The sequence below is a fragment of the Coprococcus sp. AF19-8AC genome (assembly GCF_003603115.1).
GTDB classification, from domain to species: domain Bacteria; phylum Bacillota; class Clostridia; order Lachnospirales; family Lachnospiraceae; genus Coprococcus; species Coprococcus aceti.
This window is the reverse complement of the sequence record NZ_QTMI01000002.1, coordinates 303,674-322,237: the sequence shown is the minus strand read 5'-3', so window position 1 is coordinate 322,237 and position 18,564 is coordinate 303,674. Positions and strand designations below refer to the sequence as shown.

16 protein-coding genes are annotated in these 18,564 nt (G+C 45.5%); 14 read left to right on the top strand and 2 right to left on the bottom strand.

Annotated elements, in window-relative coordinates; all coding sequences use genetic code 11:
- Nucleotides 1-75 precede the first annotated feature (75 nt).
- Nucleotides 76-1,422 (bottom strand): MATE family efflux transporter, encoded by a 1,347-nt coding sequence (locus tag DWX57_RS06300; RefSeq protein ID WP_015534375.1) that lies wholly within the window; start codon nucleotides 1,420-1,422, stop codon nucleotides 76-78.
- A 201-nt stretch (nucleotides 1,423-1,623) separates the two neighbouring features.
- Between DWX57_RS06300 and DWX57_RS06295 the strand changes: the two genes are divergently transcribed.
- The 14 genes from DWX57_RS06295 (at nucleotide 1,624) to DWX57_RS14095 (ending at nucleotide 17,310) form a co-directional block, all read left to right on the top strand.
- Nucleotides 1,624-3,018, top strand: coding sequence for a L,D-transpeptidase family protein (locus DWX57_RS06295; protein ID WP_120123253.1), 1,395 nt, complete (start codon nucleotides 1,624-1,626; stop codon nucleotides 3,016-3,018).
- A 9-nt stretch (nucleotides 3,019-3,027) separates the two neighbouring features.
- Nucleotides 3,028-4,353 carry a GTPase HflX gene (gene hflX, locus DWX57_RS06290; protein ID WP_117875320.1) on the top strand — a complete coding sequence of 442 codons (1,326 nt, stop codon included), beginning with the start codon at nucleotides 3,028-3,030 and terminating at the stop codon, nucleotides 4,351-4,353.
- A gap of 150 nt (nucleotides 4,354-4,503) precedes the next feature.
- Entirely contained in the window at nucleotides 4,504-7,056 is a 2,553-nt protein-coding gene (locus DWX57_RS14225) for a hypothetical protein (protein ID WP_207666508.1), read from the top strand.
- Between the two features lie 47 nt (nucleotides 7,057-7,103).
- Nucleotides 7,104-7,874, top strand: coding sequence for a type I 3-dehydroquinate dehydratase (aroD, locus tag DWX57_RS06280; RefSeq protein WP_120123252.1), 771 nt, complete (start codon nucleotides 7,104-7,106; stop codon nucleotides 7,872-7,874).
- Nucleotides 7,875-8,031: 157 nt separating this feature from the next.
- A complete protein-coding gene (gene rsmH, locus DWX57_RS06275; protein WP_120123251.1) occupies nucleotides 8,032-9,078 on the top strand; it encodes a 16S rRNA (cytosine(1402)-N(4))-methyltransferase RsmH in 1,047 nt (348 codons plus the stop codon).
- Between the two features lie 276 nt (nucleotides 9,079-9,354).
- On the top strand, nucleotides 9,355-10,383 hold the full coding sequence (locus DWX57_RS06270; protein WP_118649488.1) for an aldo/keto reductase: 1,029 nt from the start codon (nucleotides 9,355-9,357) through the stop codon (nucleotides 10,381-10,383).
- A gap of 160 nt (nucleotides 10,384-10,543) precedes the next feature.
- Nucleotides 10,544-12,235 carry an aminotransferase class I/II-fold pyridoxal phosphate-dependent enzyme gene (locus DWX57_RS06265; RefSeq protein WP_165852772.1) on the top strand — a complete coding sequence of 564 codons (1,692 nt, stop codon included), beginning with the start codon at nucleotides 10,544-10,546 and terminating at the stop codon, nucleotides 12,233-12,235.
- A gap of 94 nt (nucleotides 12,236-12,329) precedes the next feature.
- Complete coding sequence (gene tmk / locus DWX57_RS06260; protein ID WP_120123249.1) at nucleotides 12,330-12,953, top strand: dTMP kinase; 624 nt, start codon at nucleotides 12,330-12,332, stop codon at nucleotides 12,951-12,953.
- Between the two features lie 69 nt (nucleotides 12,954-13,022).
- A complete protein-coding gene (locus tag DWX57_RS06255; protein WP_118649485.1) occupies nucleotides 13,023-14,015 on the top strand; it encodes a DNA polymerase III subunit in 993 nt (330 codons plus the stop codon).
- Nucleotides 14,015-14,923 (top strand): PSP1 domain-containing protein, encoded by a 909-nt coding sequence (locus DWX57_RS06250; protein ID WP_015534368.1) that lies wholly within the window; start codon nucleotides 14,015-14,017, stop codon nucleotides 14,921-14,923. Before DWX57_RS06255 ends, DWX57_RS06250 begins: the two co-directional genes overlap by 1 nt.
- A complete protein-coding gene (locus DWX57_RS06245; RefSeq protein ID WP_117549828.1) occupies nucleotides 14,898-15,791 on the top strand; it encodes a tRNA1(Val) (adenine(37)-N6)-methyltransferase in 894 nt (297 codons plus the stop codon). The genes DWX57_RS06250 and DWX57_RS06245 overlap by 26 nt, the downstream gene beginning before the upstream one ends.
- Before the next feature lie 78 nt (nucleotides 15,792-15,869).
- The gene (rsmI, locus tag DWX57_RS06240; protein ID WP_120123248.1) at nucleotides 15,870-16,709 is read left to right on the top strand and encodes a 16S rRNA (cytidine(1402)-2'-O)-methyltransferase; all 840 of its coding nucleotides are present in this window, start codon (nucleotides 15,870-15,872) and stop codon (nucleotides 16,707-16,709) included.
- 197 nt (nucleotides 16,710-16,906) lie between these two features.
- On the top strand, nucleotides 16,907-17,119 hold the full coding sequence (locus tag DWX57_RS06235; protein WP_120123247.1) for a helix-turn-helix domain-containing protein: 213 nt from the start codon (nucleotides 16,907-16,909) through the stop codon (nucleotides 17,117-17,119).
- 38 nt (nucleotides 17,120-17,157) lie between these two features.
- On the top strand, nucleotides 17,158-17,310 hold the full coding sequence (locus DWX57_RS14095) for a hypothetical protein (RefSeq protein WP_015534365.1): 153 nt from the start codon (nucleotides 17,158-17,160) through the stop codon (nucleotides 17,308-17,310).
- A gap of 134 nt (nucleotides 17,311-17,444) precedes the next feature.
- On the opposite strand, the gene DWX57_RS06230 is transcribed toward DWX57_RS14095, so the two are convergent.
- The gene (locus DWX57_RS06230) at nucleotides 17,445-18,557 is read right to left on the bottom strand and encodes a DUF6688 domain-containing protein (protein WP_120123246.1); all 1,113 of its coding nucleotides are present in this window, start codon (nucleotides 18,555-18,557) and stop codon (nucleotides 17,445-17,447) included.
- Nucleotides 18,558-18,564: the final 7 nt, after the last annotated feature.

Sequence of the window (18,564 nt, the reverse complement as noted above, 5' to 3'; positions counted from 1 at the left end):
AGAGCCCCGCTGTCGGCGTTGATGAAGACCACCGGCAGTGGGGCTTTATTTGTTGGTTTATATTTGTATGCAATATCAGTTTGCAGCACGTCTCTTCTCAACAAGCTTCTCCACAGGGGTTGTGAGATACATTATGGAGAGCATCAGTGTACAGCAGAACCAGATGATAGGCTCTGTGATGGTAACTCCGAGATATCCAAGTCTTGGAGTGAGGATCATAACCGCAAGTACCTTGCCGATCAGCTCTATAGTGGATGACATGACCGGAACGATCTTCCTGCCCATTCCCTGCATTGCACATCTCAGGACGAACAGAGGACCAAGTACATAGAAGCACGTCACGCCGATCCTTACATATCTCACGGCCGGATCTATGATGGCACTGGCAGATGTACCTGCAACCAGCTTTATAAGTGCCGGGCTGAGCAGCCAGCCGAATATTATCATGACAGTGGTTATGATCGTGTTTATGATGATCGCAGCCCTCACACCCTGATGTACCCGGTCGTATCTGCCTGCGCCCATATTCTGGCTTACATATGTCGTCACGGCATTTCCTACTATATATAACATGAACATGAGGATATCAAATATCTTTCTTGCCGCTGTGTGGGCGGTTACTATATCAGTTCCGAGTCCATTGATGGCTCTCTGGAGTATGACCGTTCCGATGTTCACTATACAGCTCATAAATCCCATGGCAAGTGCGGACTGTATGAGGTCTGACCGGTCACTCTTCTCTACGGAGTATTCATCCTTCTCCGGAATCAGATGCTTGGCCTTCACAAGTATATAGATCAGGGCAAGTATGCCCGCCAGTGCCTGTGATATATCGGTGGCGATGGCTGCACCCCGTACTCCCATGTCAAATGCCCTTATAAACATAAGATCCAGAACGATATTGAGTACAACTGATATACCGAGGAATATAAGAGGCGTCTTGCTGTCTCCGACTGCACGCAGTATGTTGGCGCACAGATTATATAATGAACAGAATATGATTCCAACGATTATGATTATAACGTAGCTTGCTGCCATATCCAGTATGTCGTCCGGTGTTTTGAGAAGTACCAGGATAGGTCTTATAAATATGAGACTCAGAACTGTCAGGACAATGGATGCCAGCAGTGTCATGATGGCCGATGCACCGATACATCTTCTCATATTGTGATAGTCCTTTGCACCATAGTATTTGGCTATAGGGATGGCAAGTCCCATGGTTCCGCTGTTGAGGAAGCCTATTATCATATTCGAAATGACTGAGGTTGCGCCAACCGCGGCGAGTGCCTGTGAGCTTACGTAGTTGCCCACGATGGCTGAGTCTGTAAAACTGTATAACTGCTGTGCGATCTGTCCCAGTATCATAGGAACAGCAAATAACCATATGACTTTCATTGGTTTTCCGACTGTCAGATCTTTCATATATAATAACCCTCCTTATTTTTTTGCGCCTGATATTCGATTGTACAACAGTTCGCGATAAAGTCAATGTGGTTTTTGCTTAATTTTAAAGAAAAATGTTTTATTTTGTTATATAAAATGTTATGTTAAAGTGTAACGATTAAAAATTGCTTGATTGTGCATACTAACATTTGACATATATTATAGAAAGAAATGGAAAATATGGAAAAGAATAACATACAAAAAAATAAGCGTAACAGGAAGAGACATGCGGAGCTCGAGAGAATGGCGTTATACGCAGTGGGCGTCATTCTGCTGGGACTGGTCATAGGCCTTGCTGTGAAAAACTACAGACTTAAGAGTAAACTGGATAATCGTAATGAAAAGGACTCGGTTGTCACAGGAACATCGACGGACAGTGATAATACGAATGGCGATGCCTCAGCAGCAACAACAGAAAAGGCTGCGGAACTCAAGGTTCAGGGAACTGTGGAATGTACAGACATAGCGGTTCCGGAGACGGAGCAGGAAGAGAATTATAATGGTGAGGATCTGGCGGACAATGGCTGTCCGTATGCCATCAAGATAAACAGACAGGAAAATATAGTTACTATATATAAGCTGGATGCCACAGGTTATTACACCGTTCCGGTTAAAGCCATGCGCTGTTCGGTATCACCGGTGGGAGAAACTCCAGTCGGACTGTTCAACATACAGCTAAAGTGGGACTGGCTTGCACTGTTTGACAACTGTTATGGCCAGTATGTGTCACAGATAGACGGTGACACTCTGTTCCATTCCGTACCATATCTTGACACCACAAAGGATTCTCTTGAGACATGGGAATTCAACAAGCTTGGAACAGGGGCATCACTGGGATGCGTCAGACTGTGTGTTGCAGATACCAAATGGATATACGAGAACTGTGAGGCCGGAACATATGTGGATATATTTGACAGTAATTACTATGGACCACTTGGAAGACCTGTGCCGGTGACCAGACTGGATAACACTGATGAGACCGGATGGGACCCGACAGACATGGTTGAGGAGAATCCGACCGCAGGAACAGCCGTGATATACGGTGCGGAGAGCCACAGCATAAACCAGGGCGAGAACTATGACACAATGGCGGGAATATGGGCCTTCAATTCACAGCGTGAGGATGTAACGGACCAGTTGAAGGTTGAGGGAACCGTGGACAATATGAAGCTGGGGAAATATACAGTAAAGTACAGCTTTACAGATCAGGGCAAGGAGATATGGAAGAGTATCGAGATAACAGTGGAGGATGATGAAGCCCCTGTTATAACAAGGGTTCCTGTGGAGATAAAGCTGGAGAGTTACAATGGACAGGCTGATGAGCTTGCAGAGCTTGTTGCATCTTATGTGAACGCACAGGATGGTGATACACTGATAAGGACAGGAGTGGCCACAGATGGCAATGGCAAGACTCTGGATGGACAGGCACTCACAAGTCTTGGACAGGACGTTATATGCGTGGCTGTTAACAAGATGGAGTCTAAGGCGGGCAGCTATACAGTTGTGTGCTGTGCGCAGGACAGCAGCGGTAACAGATCATCCTATCACACAGTCACAGTCACCGTTGAAAAGTAGAGGTGGATCATGGCAGACAGGAAAAGTACGATTTATGATCTCGAAGCAGAGAAGATAAAGGAAAAGATAATCATATTTGCCGCCGATACAGGTGGATATACACAGAAAGAGGTCTCACTGGAGATACAGGCATCCCTGGACGAGCTCACGGAGCTCATAGACACAGCCGGAGCCGAGGTCGTGGGACGACTGGTGCAGAACAGGGACCGCATTGCAAATGACCTGTATCTGGGAAGAGGAAAGGTTGAGGAGCTCAGGGAGATGATATATGAGCTGGGCGCCACAGGAGTGTGCTGTGATGACGAGCTGTCACCGGCACAGTTGATGAACCTTCAGGACGCACTGGACATAAAGGTTATGGACAGGACAATGGTCATTCTCGATATATTTGCAGCACATGCTGGAAGCTACGAGGGCAAGCTGCAGGTGGAACTTGCACAGCTCAAGTTCAGAGCCACCAGACTTGTTGGAATGAGAGATTCGCTGTCGAGACTGGGCGGCGGAATCGGAACGAGAGGACCCGGAGAGAAGAAGCTGGAGATAGACAGACGAGTCATAAGGGACAGGATCTCCAGACTGAAGGCGGAGCTCAGGAACGTTGAATCTCAGAGAAGCCAGCAGAGAAAGCAGAGACAGAGGAGCGCTGTGCCGGTTGTGGGCATAGTCGGATACACAAATGCGGGCAAGTCGACCCTGCTGAATGCACTCACGGGGGCAGGAGTATTACAGGAAGACAAATTATTTGCGACCCTTGATCCTACGACAAGAGGATACAAGCTGCCGGGCGGACAGAATATACTGCTCACCGATACGGTCGGTTTTATAAGGAAGCTGCCGCATCATCTGGTCGAGGCTTTTGGCTCCACTCTGGAGGAGGCAAAATACTGTGATGTCATCCTTCATGTTGTGGACGCATCGGATGAAAACTGGGATAAGAACATAGAGACGGTGTACAGCACATTAAAGCAGCTCAAGATAGAAGAGAACTCGGGAAAACCTGTGATAACTGTATTCAACAAGATAGACAGAATATCAAAGGATGATCTGGTGGGTGTGCGCGATCTGAGAGCGGACAAGACTCTGTATATCTCGGCTGCCACGGGACAGGGACTCCCGGAGCTTGCCAGTGCGATAGAGGAAATACTCAGAAATCAGAAGTCATATATAAGGCATACATTTGCATATTCTGAAGCAGGACTCACAGGACTTATCCACAAATATGGTGAGATCCAGACAGAGGAATATCTGGACGATGGCATATTTATAGAGGCTTATGTTCCAAAGTCCATACTTGGAAAACTTGGCCTCAGTTTCGATGGTGAAGCTGATTTTTAGTGCCGGCAATGTGGCGTATCAGGCGTTAACGTGCCATTTCACATTGCTTACATAATATAAAGAGATAATAAAAAATGTTTACATTTTATAAGTATTTGTGTAAATTTACAGAGGAAGGATAATGGTTATTCACACAGAAAGGGAGATATTATGAGTGATAATAACATGAATCAGATGCCGGACGGAATGAATCCTAACGGCGCCGATGGTCCACAGCCATCACAGAACCAGCAGGGTGATGCGGGTCAGCAGTATAGCGCAGACCAGCAGTATGCAGGACAGTACGGTCAGCAGCAGTACGATGCAAACCAGCAGTACGCAGCAGATCAGCAGTACGCAGGACAGTACGGCCAGCAGCAGTATGGAGCGAACCAGCAGTACGCAGGACAGTACGGTCAGCAGCAGTATGGAGCGAACCAGCAGTACGCAGGACAGTACGGCCAGCAGCAGTATGGAGCAAACCAGCAGTACGCAGGACAGTACGGCCAGCAGCAGTATGGAGCGAACCAGCAGTACGCAGGACAGTATGGCCAGCAGCAGTACGATGCAAATCAGCAGTTTGCGGGTCAGCAGTTTGCAGATCAGTACGGTCAGCAGATGAATGCACAGCAGAGTGTATATGATCAGACCGTGAACATGTATGGTGATCAGGCGCACAAGCCTGAGTCTCCAAAGAAGAGAAAGGGTATCAAGATAGCCATAATAGCAGTTGTGGCAGCGCTTGTTATCATAGCAGCATTTGTTGTTGTATTCTTCGTGTTCATCAAGAAGAGTCCTAAGGATGCGGTTAAGGACGCGATGGAGAACACAGCAAAGGAACTTGAGAACAATAATATTGCAGGTATCGTCGGAGCAGATGACATAGATGTCGACAAGCTGGACGTTCAGTCAGATTTTACCATCGACAAGGTTGCCGGAGATGGTAAGCTCGACGGTTCAACATTTACATTTGACGCAAGCACAGCCAAGAGCGACGGACAGAACAGCTTCAAGCTTGGTTCTTCCATGACACTGGCAGGCGAGACAGTCAGTGCGGATGTTGTAATGATCGGTCAGACGCTCTATATGTCATGTCCTGATCTCTTTACCAAGACATTTTCATTTGACATGAACAGTGTTATGGCAGAGCTCGACAGCAAGGATGCGGGAGCCGGCGGTTCAGTTGACAGCGAGGCTCTTCAGAAGATCATAGATGAGGATCTCAAGCCGGCTGCAGATAAGCTTGCAGAGTCCATAACATATGAGAAGGTCGGCAAGGATGAGTTTACAAATGCAAATGGCAAGACTATCAAGGCAGACCACTACACAGTGACAATCACAACAGACGCTATAGATGAGTTCTCACAGGCACTGGTTGACTGTCTGAACAAGTACATGGACAGTAATCTGTCAGATGATATGATGGATCAGATGGGTGTTACAAAGGATCAGCTCAAGCAGTCCATCGGCACTATTCCATCTCTGGTCAGCGCAGTAATGACAAAGGATGCCGTTGCAAATGTATACGTAGAAAACGACAAGGTGATCCGTGTTGACTGGGATTATGATCTTGCAGCAGCAGGCGTTAAGATTTCATTCACAGCAGATTACATGGGTGACGGAAATGTCACATCAGATGCTGTAACAAAGATAGCACTTACATACGGTTCAGATGTAAATATAGAGCTCAAGAGTGAGTCAAAGACTGACACATCAGGAGATAAGATATCAACTGACAAGAAGTACACATTATCAGCAATGAGCGGCGGAGAGAGCCAGGAGTTCACAGGAAATGTGACATCAGACTATGACAAGAACAGCGGTAAGATGAGTGGAAGCATATCTGTTGATGTACAGGGGGAGACTGCTCAGGCTGTATTTGAGGGTGTCCTTGCAGATGTCAAGAAGGGCGAGTCATTCAGCATAAATGATGCAAAGCTCACAGTTACAGTATCAGGCGAGGATGTTCTTCAGTGCTCAGGAAATCTCAAGGTAGCAGAGAAGGACAACAAGATAGAGGCTCCTGCAGCAGGAGATGTGGTTGATTACTCAGTTCTCAACAGTGATGATGTAGATCAGTACATCAACATGGATAAGATGGAAAAGATCGTATCAGCATGGAGCGAGATATTTGACTCAGTAAGTGTTGACAGCAGACTTGACGGAAAGTTCGGCACCGACTCAAAGGATACTGAGGAGGAAGAGCCTGAGACAACAGAGGCAGCTACAACAGAGGAAGCAACCACAGAGAAGTCAAATGACAGCACAGAGGAGAAAGACCTTTCAAAGGTTACATTAAGCCTTGGCGATAAGTCAGTAAAGATCAATGATCCAAAGGGATACGAGAGAAGCTATGCTTCAGAGTATACCATATCTTATAATGATGAGAAGGGCGATGTATATGCAAGCTATTCTACATATACACACTATTCAGCAAGTGATCTTGTGAAGAACATGAAGGATACTTACACAGAGTATTACAACGATGAGAACTCCAAGGTCAACGAGATGACAGATGGCACAGTGAAGGCAAAGGATGGCACAGAGGTAACATATCTTGTGATACAGCTCACATCATATGATATGGATAGAACAGAGGTGCTGTTGGTATATCCTACAGGCGAGGATGTAGTTACATGTTCTATCAGCTACTGGGATAAGGTCGACAAGGTTGACGCGCAGAAGCTGTGTGAGACATTCATGGATGCAATTGAGATAAAGTAATAGCTGTACAGCGTGCAGGGAAAATGTGAAAAAGGCAGGAGGCAGTGATGAAGGTCGTTAATGTGAAGAATGTGGCGATAGGAGAGGGAATGACTAAGATCTGTGTACCTCTGGTAGCTCCGACGGATTATGATGTAGACTATCAGTTGGGGATCATAGCGAAGTCGGAACCGGACATGGTGGAATTCAGAGCGGATATGTACGAGAAGTGCTTTGACAGAGAGGCACTTATGAAGACTCTGGCGAAGATCCATGATAAGCTGGGGCAGTTCCCTATTATATTTACATTCCGAACAAAGGGCGAGGGTGGCTGCATGGAGGCAACACTCAGCCAGTATCACGACCTTCTTATTGACGCTATAGACAGTGGATATATAGACATCGTGGATATAGAATATTTCTCCGACATGGAGATTGTGGATGAAGTCATAGCGGAGGCTCATTCCAAGGGCGTGTATGTCATAGTGTCCAATCATGATTTCAAGACTACTATACCTATGGAACAGATAGTTGACAGATTTAAGTCCATCATATTCACAGGTGCAGATATAGCCAAGATAGCCATGATGCCTGAGGAGGGATCGCAGGTCGTAGATATGATGCAGGCTGCAAAGGAACTGCAGGATAGAGGAAATCAGACGCCTCTCATAGTTATATCCATGGGTGAACTTGGTGTGGAGACAAGAACCACAGGAGAGATGTATGGCAATACGATATCATTTGCCACAGCGGGCATACCTTCCGCCCCTGGACAGATATCTGTGGATGCACTCAGGAGCCAGCTCACCATGATACATCACATTATAGCTGGTAAATAATAATAATTATATGATGCTATTATTCTGGAAGTCACGGATGAATGCCGTGGCTTCTATTTTTTTAGTGTTGTGTGGCTTGTTTCGCAGATATATGGTATTATGACATAAATGTTCCGGGGCCTTGTATGGCAGACGGCGGCTAAGGAGATAAGAATATATGGAAGAAAAGATACACAAGAGGAGAGTGCACTACAGTGGCACCCATCCGAAGAGGTTTGAGGAGAAATACAAGGAGCACGATCCTGAAAAATATGCGGATACGATAGAGAAAGTCATAAGCAAGGGAAGTACCCCGGCAGGGATGCACATTTCAATATGTGTAAATGAGATACTGGATTTCCTTCAGATACAGCCGGGACAGCAGGGGCTTGATGCGACACTGGGCTATGGTGGTCACACAAGGCGTATGCTGGAGAAGCTTCAGGGAAAAGGTCATATGTATGCACTGGATGTTGATCCTATAGAGATAGTGAAGACGAAGAAGAGGCTGGAGGATGCCGGCTACGGGGAGGATATACTCACGATAAAGCAGACAAATTTCAGGAATATCGACCAGGTGGCAGAGGAGGCCGGGGGATTTGATTTTATCCTTGCGGATCTCGGAGTGTCTTCCATGCAGATAGACAATCCAGACAGGGGATTCACATACAAGTTTGATGGACCACTTGATCTGAGGCTTGATCCGGAGAAGGGTGAGTCGGCGGCGGAGCGTCTACGAGAGGTTTCGTATGAGGAACTCGTTGGGATGTTCCAGGAGAACTCGGACGAGCCTTATGCGGAGGAGATCGCCACGGTCATCATGAAGAGAAACCGAACTAAGAATTATGTGGAGACCACCACGCAGATGAAGGATGCCATCGAGGAGGCATTGGCATTTGTGCCGGAAAAGGACAGAAAAGAGGCTGTAAAGAAATCCTGTCAGAGGTGTTTTCAGGCTCTGCGAATAGATGTGAACAGTGAGTTTGAGGTTTTGTATGATTTCCTTGACAAGCTGCCGGATGCGCTCAGACCTGGTGGAAAAGTGGCGATACTGACATTCCATTCAGGTGAGGACAGACTGGTAAAGAGAGCGTTCAAGGCGGGAGCGAAGGCTGGTGTTTACAGCGAAGTCAGCAAGGATGTCGTCAGACCGTCAGCGGAGGAGTGCGCCCGCAATCCGAGAGCAAGATCGACGAAGATGAGATGGGCTGTAAAAGCAGAATAAAGGACACAGAAAGGCGACATCGTCTGTATATCATGATGGCAATTTTTCGGTGGAGATAAGCTCCCAGTAAATGCGTAACAGGCATACGGAGGATAGTAAAAATGTCCGTGATAATTTAGACAGAGCATTTATAAAAATTATAATAAAAATTTCATATATAATAAAAAATATTCATATTTTTTTGATGTAATAGGTATGATATACTTCAAAATGTAGTGATAACTTGCATATATAAAAAGAAACCATCGTAAGGATAATTTTAAGAGAGGTATCAATATGGGAGATTATAAGGCAGCAGAGAATAGATATAAGAATGTTGAAGGTACAGGATTTTACAGACATTGCGGAAAGAGCGGTCTCATGATGCCGCCTCTGGCACTTGGTCTCTGGCACAACTTTGGAACAAATGACGATTATGAGAATATGAAGAAGATGTGCTTTACCGCATTTGACAACGGAATAACACATTTTGATATAGCAAACAACTATGGCCCGGTGTACGGAAGTGCGGAGGAAAACTTTGGAAAGATACTCAGAGAGGAACTGGGTGCGTACAGGGATGAGCTGATAATCAGCACGAAGGCCGGATTCGATATGTGGGAAGGCCCTTACGGCAACTGGGGCAGCAGAAAATATCTCATAGCAAGTCTTGACCAGAGCCTTAAAAGACTTGGCATCCCATATGTGGATATATTCTATCATCACAGAATGGATCCGAACACTCCACTCGAGGAGACCATGGGAGCATTGGCGCAGATAGTGAAGAGTGGAAAGGCACTTTATGTCGGACTCTCCAACTATGACGGACCTACCATGGCAAAGGCGGAGCGCATACTTGATGAGCTTCATGTGCCATTTGTGATAAATCAGAACAGATACAGCATACTGGACAGATCTGTCGAGAACAATGGGCTTTTGAAGCAGACATACGCATCAGGCAAGGGACTCATATGCTTCTCGCCTCTGGCACAGGGAATGCTGACAGACAGATATCTGAAGGACATGCCGGCGGACAGCAGGGCTGTGAAGGACGGAAGATTCCTTCATGAGGATCAGGTGCTTGAAACTAGACCTCTCCTCAACCAGTTAAATGAGATCGCAGCCGGATATGATATGAAGCTATCAGAGCTTGCCATAGCATGGCTGCTGAACAAGCCGGAGGTCACAACAGTGCTGATCGGTGCTTCAAAGCCTGAGCAGATCATCAGCAATCTCAAGGCTGCTGAAAAGCAGGCACATACAGTCATGACCGATGACGAATTACAGAAGATAGAGGATGCCGTTGCAGCATTTGGAAGATCATAAAATAGGCAAAACTTTCTTTTCATCCCCCTCACAGGAGAAGCCGGATAGAGCTTCTCCTGTTTTTTATATCTGTGCAGACGTTGGGAGAAGTCTGTGCTGTTACAAATACATAAAAGTATGGTATTATATCACACAGAATCTATGTTACGGAGAAAAACTGGTGAAGGAATATATAAATGAAGCACTTGAAAAATATATAGAGAAGGGTACATACCCGTGGCACATGCCTGGGCACAAGAGACAGCCGATAGAAGCCGTCCAAAATGTTGATAACATTTCAAAATCCCGGGAAAACTTCTGGAACGGGGTGTATGCACATGATTTCACTGAGGCTAAAGATCTTGACGACATGCATGAGCCGGAGACGTTCATAGCGGACAGTATTGCCGAGATGAAGAAGGTGTATGGAACATTTGCAACATATATGCTGGTGAACGGTTCCACATCCGGACTTATGACAGCTATACACGCCACCTGTCACAGGGGAGACGTGATACTTGCGGCAAGAAACTGCCACAAGGCGGTGTACAACGCCATCTGCATGCTTGAGCTTGAGCCTGAATACATAGTGCCGGATTATGTTGATATGAGATGGCGCTGTGACGTGAATCAGAATGGAGAACAGACGATAACAGATGGGATGACGGATGCCAGCGGCGAAAGCAATCGCGGGACTCGGGAAAAGATGGCTGCCAGCAGCGAAGTCAATCATGAAACAGAGGAAAAGGCGGCTGTCAATGGTGAAGATGATCGTGAAGTGTCAGAGAGGACGGACATATTGGGTGATATATCTCCGGATAAGGTAGAGCGTGCGATCAACATGTTGATAACGGATGGCAGAAAGCCAAGAGCGGTGATCATCACATCGCCGACATATGAGGGCGTCATGTCAGATATAAGAACCATAGCCGAAATCGCACACAGGTATGGAATATATCTCATTGTGGACGAGGCACAGGGAGCACATCTGAACTTCATGGAAGGACATGAGACCGCCATGCAGCAGGGCGCGGATATTGTCATCGAGAGCCTGCACAAGACCATGCCTGCACTTACCCAGACATCGCTCCTTCATGTGATGAATCCGAAACTTGATGAGAGAGTCAGGAGATATCTGCAGATATTCCAGACGTCATCACCTTCGTATATATTTATGCAGAGCATGGAGAAGGCAGTTGCATTTGGCGCAAATAACAGAGATGAATTTGCCAGGTATGGGCGGAGGCTTGAGGCATTTGCCGGGAAATGTGATGGGCTCAGAAATATACGGCTGTTCAGACCTGATGCTTCCTCAGTGAAAAATGATGAGATCTGTAATGCGTGTAAAGTGTTCGACCATGATGAGGGCAGACTGGTATTTGTCGTGAGACCGGGAACTGTACTCGAGTCGGGACAGAAATTTACAGGGGTTATGCTTGCTGAAATTCTGGCGGACAGGTATGGGCTGATTGTTGAGATGGCATCGGTGAGTTATGTCATTTGTATATCATCTGTTGTGGACAGTGCAGACAGTTATGATATACTATTTAATGCGGTGGCTGAGATAGACGGGAACCTTGGCTATGAGCCGGATAAAACAGACCGGCAGGAGCTGGATATCATATCCGGCAGAAGATCAGCTATGCCGCCGGGAACCGCGTGGGACAGACCTGCGGAGAGCGTGCCGATTGAGGGTGCGGCTGGAAAGGTGTCGGGGGCATTTGTATATGCATATCCGCCGGGAATACCTGTGCTGGCGCCGGGAGAGGTTGTTGACCGGCAGACAGTGAATGGAATAAAGTCCATGATAGACAGCGGACTTAATGTGGCAGGAGTCAATGACGGTTATATCAAAGTGCTGTGCGGAGAATGATATGTAGCACTATGATCTGGAAGGTTTGATAAGAATCACAATATAAATATGAAAGGTGTACATGTGCAGGAACAGCATATGGCAGGGTTAGGATATGAGAGGAATATTTATAACTATAGAGGGCCCGGACGGAGCGGGCAAGACCACACAGAGGGAGCTGCTTAAGGAATATCTGGAGAAGAAAGGCTATGACGTGCTGATAACCAGAGATCCGGGTGGGAATCCCATAAGTGAGGCGATCCGCGAGGTTATATTGAACAAGGATTTTACAGAGATGGGATATATGACTGAGCTGCTTCTGTATGCTTCGGCGAGAGCCCAGCTTGTGAAAGAGAATATTAAGCCTGCACTGGATGCCGGACAGGCGGTGATCGCGGACAGATTTGTGGACTCATCCGCTGTGTATCAGGGAATCGGAAGAGGACTCGGAGTTGACACGGTGTATAAGGTAAATGAATTTGCACTTCAGGGAATCATGCCTGATATGACATTCCTTATGGATCTTGACGCACAGGAAGGAATAGCAAGGAAGAAAAATCAGGCCGAGCTTGACAGGATGGAAAATGAAAAGCTTGATTTCCATCAGAAGGTCGTGGATGGATACCGCAAGTTGGCAGATGTGCATCCTGAGAGAATAGTAAGGATAGACGCTACTTTACCTATTGATGAGATTCATGGTATAATAGTAGGGTATGTAGAGAAGAAACTTAATCTTTAATATATTTTGATTTTGGAGAAGGTCAGAATAGACATACAGAAACAATTAATTGTAAGGGGGTTGGTATATATGATAGATTTCACAGACATAATCGGACATGAGGACATAATACGCCACTTCAAGAGCAGCATTGAGCTGGGTAAGATATCCCAGGGCTACATCATCAATGGCGAGACAGGAAGTGGAAAAAAGACCCTTACCAGGGCGCTGGTCAAGACTCTCCAGTGTGAGGAGGGCGGTACAGAGCCATGTAATCATTGTAAGTCATGTCTTCAGTGTGAGACGGGAAATCAGCCTGATATCGTGTGGGTGACCCACGACAAGCCAAATGTGATCTCGGTTGAAGAGATACGTGATCAGGTGAATTCTGATATTGATATCAAGCCTTATAGCAGCAGATATAAGATATATGTTATAGAGGATGCACAGCTTCTGAATGTAAATGCACAGAACGCTTTGTTAAAGACGATCGAGGAAGCTCCGGCCTATGCAATAATCATACTGCTCACCAACAATCTTGATAAGATGCTTCAGACGATACAGTCCAGATGTATAGTGCTTAACGTTAAGCCTGTCAGGGAGCATGATATACTTGATTATCTCATGAACGAGCTCAAGCTGGACAAGCAGAAGGCTGACTTCTGTATGGATTTTGCCCAGGGCAATCTGGGAAAGGCCATCAGGCTTGCAACTAGTGATGAGTACAAGGAGATCAAGGAAAATGTGGTGAAGTTCATGAGACATATAAGTGATATGTCGGTTGATGACATGATATTTGCCATTAAGAATATGGAGCTGTACAAGCTCAAGGTAAGTGACTACATCGATCTGATGATGATGTGGTACAGGGACATTCTTATGCTCAAGGTGTCCAATAACCCGGGCCGGTTGATGTTCAAGGAGTATTATTCTGATATAAGAAAGCAGTCTTCACACATCAGCTATGAGGGTATAGAAAAGGTACTCAAGTCTATGGACAAGGCCAAGGTCAGACTTGAGGCGAATGTCAGCTTTGACATTGTCATGGAGCTTATGCTCCTAACCATGAAGGAGAATTGTTAATGAAAGAGATTATAGGAGTTCGTTTCAGACCAAACGGTAAGATATATTATTTTGATCCACAGAACTTTGAGGTCGAGGCCGGCAGTTTTGTCATTGTCGAGACCGCAAGGGGTGTGGAGTACGGCAAAGTGGTTCTGGGAAGACGAGAGGTAGAAGAGGGCAAGATAACGGCGTCACTCAAGCCAATCATAAGAATTGCCACAGAGGATGACACCAGAAGATACGAGGATAACAAGAAGAAGAGCAAGAGAGCATTTGGCATATGTCTTGAGAAGATCGCAAAGCATAAGCTGGACATGAAGCTCATCGAGGCTGAGTATACATTTGACAACAATAAGGTGCTGTTCTACTTCACAGCAGACAGGAGAATCGATTTCCGAGAGCTGGTAAAGGATCTTGCGTCGGTGTTCAAGACAAGAATAGAGCTCAGACAGATCGGTGTCCGCGATGAGACCAAGATGGTTGGCGGAATCGGCATATGTGGAAGGGAGCTCTGCTGTAACAAGCATTTGTCGGAGTTCGTTCCAGTATCAATCAAGATGGCAAAGGAGCAGAACCTGTCACTGAATCCTACTAAGATATCCGGTGTGTGCGGAAGACTTATGTGCTGTCTGAAGCATGAGCAGGACACTTACGAGTATCTGAATGAGAAGCTTCCGAATGTAGGAGATTTCGTCAGGACCATAGATGGCAATAAGGGCGAGGTAATGTCAGTGAACGTTCTCCGACAGAAGGTTAAGATCGTGGTGACAGACAAGGATGACAACAAGGAAGTTATGGAGTATCCTGTGGCTGAACTCAAGTTCAAGCCTAAGAGAAGAAAGAATTCAGAGAGACTCAGCGCTGAGGAGTACAAGGCACTTGAGGCATTGGAGGACAAGGGTGGAAAGTCCAAATTTGACGATTAAACCGGATGTGGTTATAAAACCTGATGAGAGGATAGATGATCTGCAGTGCAGAGGATATCAGATCATACAGAACAGCGGGATGTTCTGTTTTGGAATGGACGCTGTGCTGCTTGCAAATTATGTGCGATTTAAGAGGAAGGGCAGATATTTGGATCTCGGGACAGGAACAGGTATCATACCTATACTTCTTGCTGCAAAGGAATATGGAGAAGGGACTCTTACCCGGAAGGAGAGGCTGGCTGTTTTGGACGCTATTGACCGTAAGATAGCGTCTGATCATCCGGAAATAAAACGAGGATTGACGGATGCTAAGCCTGCTGATAATGCACGTTTTATAGGTATAGAACTCCAGACTGAATGCGCGGACATGGCGGCAAGGAGCGTGAGCCTCAATGGGCTTGACGGTTTAGTGCGAATAGATAACGGAGATATAAAGGAGGTCTCTTGTAACTACAAGAAGGCCTCCTTTGACATAGTGACCTCAAATCCGCCATACATAAAGGGCAGTCACGGTCTGGAGAATCCGGATGCTCCGAAGAACATAGCGAGACATGAGGTTCATGTGACATTGGATCAGGTGGTGGCTGCGGCAGAGTATGCCCTTAAACCCGGCGGAAGCTTTTATATGATACACAAGCCGTTCAGGCTGGCTGAGATATTTGAATGCCTGCATGAGCACAGGCTTGAGCCAAAGAGGATGCAGCTTGTACATCCATACATAGATAAGGAGCCAAACATGGTCATAGTGGAGGCCGTCAAGGGTGGCAACTCCATGATCAAGATCGATCCGCCTATGATAGTCTACAAAGCTCCGGGAGTGTACACGGAGCAGCTGCTTGCGACGTATGAAGGCAGTGCAAAGCGGTAACAGGCAACGGCTGCAGCATGAAAGTGAAAAATGTTGTAAACACCCTAATGTACATATTACAGATAGTGAGGTTTATATATGGCAGGCAAATTATATCTGGTGGCAACACCTATAGGCAATCTTGAGGATATGACATACAGGGCTGTCAGGGTTCTTTCCGAGGTGGATGTGATAGCGGCGGAGGATACAAGAAACAGTATCAAGCTGCTCAATCATTTCGAGATCAAGACTCCGATGACAAGCTATCATGAATACAACAAATACGATAAGGCAAAGGTTCTCGTTGAGAAAATGCAGCAAGGACAAAGCGTTGCAGTTATCACTGATGCCGGAACTCCGGGTATATCTGATCCCGGGGAGGAGCTTGTGAGACAGGCTCTTGCCGCAGGGCTTGAGGTTACACCGGTGCCGGGGGCGTGCGCATGCATATCGGCACTCATCAGCTCCGGACTTTCGACCAGAAGATTCGCATTTGAGGCGTTTCTTCCATATGACAAGAAGGACAGGACGAGGGTTCTCGAGGAGATGAAGCGTGAGACGAGGACAATGGTGATGTATGAGGCCCCTCACAAGCTGAAGAAAACTTTGGCGGAACTCATGGAGACACTCGGTGACAGGCATATAACACTTGCGAGAGAGATCACCAAGAAACATGAGGCGATAGAACCTATGATGCTCTCTCAGGCGATAGCCCGCTACGAGGAGGAAGATCCAAGAGGAGAATTCGTCATCGTGATAGAAGGGCTTGATGTGAAGAAGCTTGAGGAGGAGAAGAAGAGCTCGTTCGAGGCTATGTCCGTGGAGGAACATGTGCAGATGTACGTAGATCAGGGTATGTCCAAGAAGGATGCCATAAAGCAGGCGGCCGTTGACCGCGGAGTCCCTAAGAGGGATGTGTATAATGCGGTGATGAAATAGAAAACGGAGGTAGATTGGTGTCAGGTGCGGATAAACAAAAGTTTATCTGTACCTGACACTTTTTAATTTTTATGTAATATGGCGAAAAACAACTTGCATATACACAATGCGTATGATAATATAAATGTGCAATATACGCAACGCGGGCACAAAAGTAACATGCTAACGGGAGATATGTAGTCAAAGGAGAGTGCGATATGGACAGTAAAGACTATCTAGTAGAGCTTAGAGAAAGCACTGGTATGACCAGAAAGGAGTTTTGTGAGTATTTCGAGATACCATATAGGACAGTTCAGGATTGGGAACTTGGAAACCGTAAGATGCCGGATTATCTCTTACGTCTGATGGAGTATAAGATCAGGATGGAACAGGGAATAAAGGCAGGAAAAGAGCTTGAAAACAACAAATAAAGCCGCTATACTTCAGATAAAGAAAGGCGGTGGAAAGGATGGAAGAAATGCAAAATCAGGAGTTATGTATTTTACTTGATAGTATCCTCGCACTACTTGAAACGAACAATGAGGATAAAGCAAAAGAGATTATAAGAAACGCAATAAAGAGAATAGATAAAGGATCTACATCCAGCTCGAAGGAAGAGTAGGTTGAACACAAAAGATGGGGGCTTTTTTGCTTTTTAAAAATCTCCTTCTTTTCAGATTTATCTCCATCATTTTATCAATAAATGATGGAGATAATAATAGACATGATGGAAATAACACTCCCCATATTCACACCTTATCTTTTGAATTGTAAAACATACTGGTTTCTTATTCTCTGTTCCGGTCTGACATCAACCAGATATAAGAATAATAAAAATATCCATTCCAATGGTTTCATTATAATATAAACAACATCTGCTCTAAGAGGATTTGTTATGAGTTTCGACAGTGGATAGCCGTATGTATCATATATGTGGCGAACCATCCTGTGAAAACTTGGAAATTTTATCTGAATCACTTCTTCAAATGCGTTGGCAATACATAATTGCCTGTTTACAATGATCGTTGCACCTCTCCTGCTTCCAAATCTAAGCGGTTTCACAACTTTTTTGTGCCCACCGGCGGCTACCGTACAAAGATAATGTCCTTCGTAATCTGATGGCGGTGGTGGTGTCTGCTTTGAAAATGTCCAATCTGCAGTATCTGTAAATGCATTAATCGGAGCATCCAGTCCCTGACCAATTAGGACAAATATAATCTCGATAATTGCCACAACCAGAAACAGTGCAACAAAAATTACAATGGTGTACCTGGATAAGCTGTTAATGATATCGTAAAATTTCTTGAAACGTATATTGTTATCCTGTGCTGCTGCTCTGTTTTTAAAGATTTCTACCTGTTGCAGCATATGTCTCTGAATTGCTCTTGCAGATAACAGCAATATGTTGAAATGATAAACGTAAAATAACAATTCTAAGGGATCATCAATATTTTTAGATAACTGAACTGCAAATGTAATCTGCAATACATTAAGCAGGATAATAAAGGAAATGGCAGCCGCGGATACTAATGGCGGCAGTCGGTCGGTATTTATGTATAACAACAAAAAGTATGCAGCAAATCCTAATAAAGCAACCCAGGAAATTCCCCAATACCCGGAAGAAATCACATAGTGAAATTGCATAGTATTAACCTGTTCATACCAGTCGCCTGCTGTATCATACGTTATCGCAAACAGCATCAGATATAACAGGCCGCCAACCAGAACGGTTACGGTTGAGATGAGCTTTTCCTTTTTGGGGTTTGCAGAAAAACAATTATAAATGTTCCAGACTGTTAAAGTTCCGGGTACAACAAATGCGATTATACCGAAAAATAAAAATATTAATATGTCGTTCAAATGAAACATTTACAAA

Bases quoted from the DNA above. Each gene is read 5' to 3' on its own strand.
- DWX57_RS06300 (WP_015534375.1), bottom strand. From the start codon at position 1,422: ATGAAAGATCTGACAGTCGGAAAACCAATGAAAGTCATATGGTTATTT.
- DWX57_RS06295 (WP_120123253.1), top strand. From the start codon at position 1,624: ATGGAAAAGAATAACATACAAAAAAATAAGCGTAACAGGAAGAGACAT.
- hflX (WP_117875320.1), top strand. From the start codon at position 3,028: ATGGCAGACAGGAAAAGTACGATTTATGATCTCGAAGCAGAGAAGATA.
- DWX57_RS14225 (WP_207666508.1), top strand. From the start codon at position 4,504: ATGAGTGATAATAACATGAATCAGATGCCGGACGGAATGAATCCTAAC.
- aroD (WP_120123252.1), top strand. From the start codon at position 7,104: ATGAAGGTCGTTAATGTGAAGAATGTGGCGATAGGAGAGGGAATGACT.
- rsmH (WP_120123251.1), top strand. From the start codon at position 8,032: ATGGAAGAAAAGATACACAAGAGGAGAGTGCACTACAGTGGCACCCAT.
- DWX57_RS06270 (WP_118649488.1), top strand. From the start codon at position 9,355: ATGGGAGATTATAAGGCAGCAGAGAATAGATATAAGAATGTTGAAGGT.
- tmk (WP_120123249.1), top strand. From the start codon at position 12,330: ATGAGAGGAATATTTATAACTATAGAGGGCCCGGACGGAGCGGGCAAG.
- DWX57_RS06255 (WP_118649485.1), top strand. From the start codon at position 13,023: ATGATAGATTTCACAGACATAATCGGACATGAGGACATAATACGCCAC.
- DWX57_RS06250 (WP_015534368.1), top strand. From the start codon at position 14,015: ATGAAAGAGATTATAGGAGTTCGTTTCAGACCAAACGGTAAGATATAT.
- rsmI (WP_120123248.1), top strand. From the start codon at position 15,870: ATGGCAGGCAAATTATATCTGGTGGCAACACCTATAGGCAATCTTGAG.
- DWX57_RS06235 (WP_120123247.1), top strand. From the start codon at position 16,907: ATGGACAGTAAAGACTATCTAGTAGAGCTTAGAGAAAGCACTGGTATG.
- DWX57_RS14095 (WP_015534365.1), top strand. From the start codon at position 17,158: ATGGAAGAAATGCAAAATCAGGAGTTATGTATTTTACTTGATAGTATC.
- DWX57_RS06230 (WP_120123246.1), bottom strand. From the start codon at position 18,557: ATGTTTCATTTGAACGACATATTAATATTTTTATTTTTCGGTATAATC.